Source organism: Arthrobacter sp. 35/47, from assembly GCF_000520475.1.
GTDB lineage: Bacteria > Actinomycetota > Actinomycetes > Actinomycetales > Micrococcaceae > Arthrobacter_D > Arthrobacter_D subterraneus.
Map to the genome: position 1 here is coordinate 95837 of NZ_KI914616.1, position 4625 is coordinate 100461.

A 4625-nucleotide genomic window follows, 5' to 3' on the forward strand; every position below is an offset into this window, starting at 1 on the left:
GCACGAGCCGGCAGAAATCGCCGACGCCGTCGCTGCCCAGCTCTCCGTCGGGCTGACCGCCGTGAAGATGAATGCCAGCGGCCGAATGAAGCCGCTCGGCAGCGTCGCAGCGATCAACGAGGTGGTGGAGCGCGTCGCCGCAGCGCGGGAGGTCCTCGGCCCGCACCGCGACGTTGCGGTCGACTTCCATGGGCGGTTCACCCTCGCCGATACCCGGCGCATAGCGCCGCTCCTGGAACCGCTCCACCCGTTCTTCCTCGAAGAACCCACCGTGCCGGAAAACTCGCATCTGATCGGCGGGCTCACCAGCTCCACCACCATCCCGGTGGCCACGGGGGAGCGGCTGTACAACCGCCAGGAGTTCCTTCCGGTGCTGCAGGCGGGCATCGCGGTGGCGCAGCCCGACCTTTCCCATGCCGGGGGCATCACCGAGGTCCGGAAAATCGCTTCGCTCGCGGAAATCTTCGACGTGCAGCTGGCTCCGCACTGCCCGCTAGGACCGCTCGCGCTGGCGTCCTGCCTGCAGGTGGGCTTTGCGACGCCGAACTTCCTCATCCAGGAGCAGAGCATCGGCATCCACTACAACCAGGGCGCCGAGGTGCTGGACTATGTGTTGGACAAGACACCGCTCAAGTTCGTCGACGGATATGTGGAGCGCCTGACCGCCCCCGGCCTCGGGATCGAGATCGATGAATCGGCTGTTCGCATCGCAGACAAGAGCGGGCACGCGTGGCGTTCACCGGTCTGGCGGCACGACGACGGCGCGTACGCCGAGTGGTAAGCACACACACCCACCCAGGCATTAAGGACAAATCCATGACCGGTCTTCTCGACGGACTGAAGAAGGCACGCCTGCTGGCGATCATCCGGGGAAGTGACAGTGCGGCATCGGTGCGTACCGCCGTCGCGCTTGTCGAGGAGGGCGTCAGCTATCTTGAGGTGTCCCTGAACACTCCTGGCGCGCTGGAAGTTATCCGCAGCGTCCGGGACGAAGTGGGCGACCGCGCCACCATCGGTGCCGGAACTGTGTTGACGGGCGACGACGCCGGACGGGTCGCGGACGCCGGCGGACAATTCCTGGTCACCCCGGCAGTGACGGCGGCGGTGGACGCCGGGGTGCTGCTGGGACTGCCGGTCCTCGCCGGGGCACTCACTCCCAGCGAGACTTTTTCCGCAATGGACCGCGGCGCGACGGCGATCAAGCTGTTCCCTGCCTCCCTCGGCGGACCTGCCTACCTCTCTGCCCTGCGCGATCCGTTCCCGAAAATCCCGTTCATTCCGGTGGGTGGGGTGAACGCTGCGGCTGCGGCCGATTATCTCGATCGGGGAGCCGTCGCCGTCGGCGTGGGTTCGCCCCTGATCGGAGACGCAGCCCACGGGGGCGACCTGACGGCACTTCGCCGGCGGGCACACGAGTTCCTTGGTTTCGGTTTCGGGGAGGAACGCACGGATGAGCGGTGAGCCACTGGCCACCTCGCAGGTTCTGACCTTCGGCGAGACCATGGGATCCATCCGGGCCGGCGGGCTGCTGCGGCACGGGGGCGCGATGTCCATGTCCCTCGCAGGAGCCGAGTCCAACGTCGCGATCGGGCTCGCCCGCCTTGGCCACAGTGTCCGATGGGTCGGCCGGCTCGGCCGGGATGAGATCGGCAGCTTTGCCTTGAGGACGCTTCGGGGGGAGGGGGTCCTCACTGACGCCGTTGTGCATGACTCCAGCAGGCCCACCGGGCTCATGCTGCTCGAAAAACGCATCGCGGACGTTTCGCGGGCCGCTTACTACCGTGCCGGATCGGCCGGCTCGGCGCTGGATTTCGATGACCTTTCAGCGGCGCTGGATGCCGGGCCGGCGGTTCTTCACCTCACGGGTATCACTCCTGCGCTTTCTGACGGCGCGGCCAGGGCAACGCTTCTCGCGGCCGAGGGCGCGCGAGAACGCGGCATCAAGGTCAGCTTCGACGTGAACTACCGTGCCAAGCTGTGGGACCGCACGTCCGCCGCAGAAATCCTGACAACTTTGGCCGGACTTGCGGACATTCTCATCGCGTCCGAAGACGAGATCGGTCTCGTTGCCGGATCCGCCGGTGAGCCGCCCGAGAGCGAACTCGTCGACGAATTGCACGAGCGTGGGGTCGGCGAAGTTGTGGTTAAGCGGGGTGGATCCGGTGCAACGGTCTACACAGCTGCGGCCACCCATCATCTAGAGGCCCTGGAGGTGCCCGTGGTGGATACAGTCGGCGCGGGTGACGCCTTCACTGCCGGCTACCTCTCAGCCCTGCTCGACGGCGAACCGATCGAGCAGCGACTACTTCGCGGCGTGACGCTGGGAGCGTTTGCCGTTGCCGCGACGGGCGACTGGGAAAACCTCCCTGACCGCAGCGAGTTGTCCTTCCTGCAGTCCGCCGGAACCACCATCCGTTAGGTGAACCGTTCAATTCAGCCGGACCGTTCAATACAGCAGAAATCCAGAAAGAAGCACCGTGAAAATCCGTTCCGCAGAAGTGATCGTTTCCAGCCCTGACCGCAATTTCGTCACGCTGAAGATCACAACCGAGGAAGGCATAACCGGCCTCGGCGACGCAACGCTCAATGGCCGCGAACTGGCCGTGTCGGCATACCTCGAGCATCACGTGGTTCCGTTGCTGATCGGCCGGGACGCCCACCGCATCGAGGACACCTGGCAGTTCCTGTACCGCGGCGCGTACTGGCGGCGCGGACCGGTGACCATGGCGGCGATCGCCGCCGTCGACGTCGCGCTATGGGATATCAAAGCCAAAGCAGCGGGCATGCCGCTGTACCAGTTGCTGGGAGGAGCAAGCCGCACGGCAGTGCGGGCGTACGGACACGCCAGCGGACGAGACGTGCCGGAGATTCTGGACTCCGTGCGCGAGCACCTTGAGCTGGGCTACAAGTCCATTCGCATCCAGACGGCGGTACCCGGAATCAACGCGGTCTACGGGGTCGCCGCGCAGCCCACGGCAGGGGGAGTGCGCTACGACTATGAGCCTGCGCAGAGGGCGGCACTGCCCGCCGAAGAGGACTGGGATTCACGTGCGTACCTGCGGCACATCCCTACCGTGTTCGAGGCCGTCCGCAACGAGTTCGGCCCCGAACTGCCGCTTCTTCACGACGGTCACCACCGGCTCACGCCGATCCAGGCGGCCCGTTTGGGGAAGTCGCTTGAACCGTACGACCTGTTCTGGCTTGAGGACTGCACACCGGCCGAGAATCAGGACGCGCTGCGGCTGGTCCGCCAGCACACCACCACACCGCTGGCGATCGGCGAGGTGTTCAACACGGTGTGGGACTACCAGACGCTCATCCGTGAGCAGCTCATCGATTATGTACGGTCAGCAGTCACGCATACGGGTGGCATCAGTGCCATGAAGAAGATCCTCGACTACGCCGCGCAGTACCAGATCAAGTCGGGTATCCACGGACCGACCGACATCTCACCGGTGGGTATGGCAGCAGCGCTACACCTCGATCTGGCGATCCATAACTTCGGAATCCAGGAATACATGCGGCATGGAGACCTCACCAACGAGGTGTTCGAACAGTCCTTCACGTTTGTGGACGGGTACCTGCATCCCGGTGACCAGCCGGGGCTCGGTGTGGAGCTCAACCTCGAGGCGGCCGCATCCCACCCCTACGAACCGGCCTACCTGCCGTTCAACCGCCTGAAAGACGGAACCATTCACGACTGGTAGGGAGCAGGGCTGCGGCCGGCCCATAGCTGAAACCGCCGCCATTGCTTATCCTGAATAGACAGTTCAGCAGTGAGCCATGGACCTCTCCCTTGGGAGAAAGGTGGTCGCTATGCGGACGTTTGGCGTGGAGGAGGAATTCCTCCTGATCAATCCTCTCTTGTTGTGTCCCGAAGCAGCAGCCGACGCCGTCCTTCTCGCCGCCGGCAGCAGCGGACTGATGAGGGAATGCAAACAGGAGCAGATCGAAACCGGAACCGAACCGCAGGTCTCCCTGACTGCCCTGAGCGCCGACATTCGCCGACAGCGTGCAACCGCCGATGAGGCGGCGGCCCGCATCGGCGTCCGGATTGCGGCGCTTGCAACCTCGCCGACGGAAACCAGTACCGAGCTCTCCGCAGATCCGCGGTACCTGAAGATGCAGGATCGGTTCGGTTTGACGCTCCGCGACCAGCTGACCTGCGGCTGTCACGTGCACGTCGCCGTGGAGTCAGACGAGGAAGGCGTTGCCATCCTAGACCGTATCCGGGTCTGGCTGCCGGTGCTGTCCGCGCTGAGTACAAATTCACCGTTCTGGAAAAGCGAGGACTCGGGCTATGCAAGCTATCGCACCCAGGCATGGAGCCGCTGGCCCACAGCAGGCGTGTATGAGGTTTTCGGCTCGGCGGCCGCCTACCACGACCTCGTCGAAACCCTCATCGCCAGCGAAGTGCCGATCGACAGGGGTCAGATCTACTTCGATGCACGCCTCAGCGCACGCCACCCCACCGTCGAGGTGAGGGTTGCAGACGTTTGTCTTCGGGCCGACGATGCAGTGCTGCAGGCCGCACTCGCGCGCGCTCTGGTCGAGACAGCGGCGCGGGAATGGACGCACGGCGTAGCGCCCATCCCCATGCCGGCCGCCCAGTTGCGGCTCGCCGC

The 4625-nt window shown here is 65.0% G+C and carries 5 protein-coding genes; all 5 read left to right on the top strand.

Annotated elements, in window-relative coordinates; genetic code table 11:
* Nucleotides 1-781 (top strand): galactonate dehydratase (gene dgoD, locus X803_RS20150; RefSeq protein WP_084033776.1); only part of this gene is annotated, 781 nt, incomplete at its 5' end.
* Between the two features lie 35 nt (nucleotides 782-816).
* Nucleotides 817-1461, top strand: coding sequence for a bifunctional 4-hydroxy-2-oxoglutarate aldolase/2-dehydro-3-deoxy-phosphogluconate aldolase (locus X803_RS20155; protein ID WP_035779134.1), 645 nt, complete (start codon nucleotides 817-819; stop codon nucleotides 1459-1461).
* Nucleotides 1451-2419, top strand: coding sequence for a sugar kinase (locus tag X803_RS0113790; RefSeq protein ID WP_026545575.1), 969 nt, complete (start codon nucleotides 1451-1453; stop codon nucleotides 2417-2419). The genes X803_RS20155 and X803_RS0113790 overlap by 11 nt, the downstream gene beginning before the upstream one ends.
* 58 nt (nucleotides 2420-2477) lie before the next feature.
* Nucleotides 2478-3707: a D-mannonate dehydratase ManD gene (manD, locus tag X803_RS0113795; RefSeq protein ID WP_026545576.1), complete on the top strand. Its 1230-nt coding sequence runs from the start codon at nucleotides 2478-2480 to the stop codon at nucleotides 3705-3707.
* A gap of 109 nt (nucleotides 3708-3816) precedes the next feature.
* Nucleotides 3817-4625 (top strand): glutamate--cysteine ligase (locus tag X803_RS20160; protein ID WP_035779192.1); only part of this gene is annotated, 809 nt, incomplete at its 3' end.